A 1,657-nucleotide genomic window follows, 5' to 3' on the forward strand; every position below is an offset into this window, starting at 1 on the left:
GTGCTTACACGGCCGGAGTCCCGGTGGACTGGCCTGCCTACTTCGCCGGCAGCCACGCCCGACACACCGACCTGCCCACCTACGCCTTCCAGCACGAGCACTACTGGCAGGCGCCGGATGCGGACTCGGGCGATGTGTCCAGTGTGGGGCAGACACCGGTCGGACATCCGTTGCTCCGCGCGCTCGTCAAACCTGCCATCGGTGGCTTGCTGTTCACCAGCCGGCTGTCGCTGAGTACACAACCGTGGCTGGCCGGACATGCGGTGCAGGGCACGGTTCTGCTGCCCGGCACCGCATTCGTTGAGATGGCCATCCGCGCCGGGGACGAGGTCGGCTGTGGGGCCATCGAGGATCTGACCCTTGCGGCACCCCTGATCCTGCCCGAGCACGGAGCGGTCGTGCTCCAGGTCGCCGTGGGTGAGGACGAGGGGGGCCGTCGGTCGGTGACCGTACATTCCCATGCTGAGGACAGCGCTGGGCCGTGGCTGCACCACGCAACCGGCACACTGGTGCCTCAGGCGTCGGGGCAGCCGTTCGAGCTGACCGAGTGGCCGCCTGCCGGTGCCACCCTGGTGGAAGCCGGCGACGCCTACGAAACCCTTGGCGCGCTCGGGTTCGACTACGGTTCGGTGTTCCGTGGCCTGCGTGCTGTATGGCGGCGAGGGGACGACCTGTTCGCCGAAGTCGCCCTGCCGGTGGGCGGAGCGCCCGAGGCGGAGCGTTTCGGCCTGCACCCAGCGCTGATGGACGCGGCCCTGCACGCCATCGTGCTCGCTAACCCCGATGACGAGCCGTCGCTGCCGTTCTCATGGTCCGACGTCACGTTGACCGCCACGGGCGCCACTGTCCTGCGGGTACGGATCACCTCGTCCGAACGTGACACCTTCGCCATCCAGGCGGCAGACGAGTCCGGGCAGCCCGTGCTCTCGGTCGGATCGCTGCTCGCCCGGCCGATCGTGACGGAAGCCGGTCAGATCGAACCGACCGGCGCACATGACGACTTGCTGCGGATGGACTGGCTTCCCCTGACGCCGGTAACGCCCGCCGACCCACTGCGGTGCGCGGTGACGGCAGACGCCGATCCGCTCGTCGCCGAGCTGGAGGCCTCCGGGCACACTGTCACGGTCTGGCCGGACCTGGCTGCAGCGGCCGAGTCGTCGATGGTCGACGTGGTGGTCGTGCCGGTGACCACGACCGGTGAGGGCAGCGAGGTCGACCGGACGCACATCGCTGTGGCCTCTACACTCGGTCAGATCCAGGCCGTGCTGTCGGACCGCCAGTTCGATGCGACCAAGGTCGTATTCGTGACGCGGGGTGCGATCGCGGCCGGCCTGGGCGATGTGCCCGGCGACGTGGTGGGTGCTGCGGTGTGGGGTCTGGTGCGGTCGGCGCAGTCCGAGGAACCGGGCCGGTTCGTGCTCGTCGATGTGGTCGGTGCCGCCGGTGCGGTGCTGGCTGACCTGGTGGCCAGCGGTGAACCCCAGGCGCTGGTGCGCGACGGCGTCGCCCGTGTGGGCCGCCTGGTGCGCGTCGGCACTGGGTCGGGCCTGCTGACACCCTCGCAGCCCTGGCGGTTGGATATTGCGGAGAAGGGTGAGCTGGGCAATCTGGCGTTGGTGCCGGCCGGTGGGGTGGTGCTGGCTGAGGGCGAGGTTCG

The 1,657-nt window shown here is 69.8% G+C and carries 1 protein-coding gene; it reads left to right on the top strand.

What is annotated here, in order from left to right:
- Nucleotides 1-23: 23 nt before the first annotated feature.
- The coding region (locus tag ACIPLC_RS38175; RefSeq protein ID WP_400477661.1) for a polyketide synthase dehydratase domain-containing protein at nt 24-1,657 on the top strand (1,634 nt) is incomplete at its 3' end.

This window comes from Kitasatospora sp. NPDC086801, from assembly GCF_044745805.1.
Taxonomy (GTDB): domain Bacteria; phylum Actinomycetota; class Actinomycetes; order Streptomycetales; family Streptomycetaceae; genus Kitasatospora.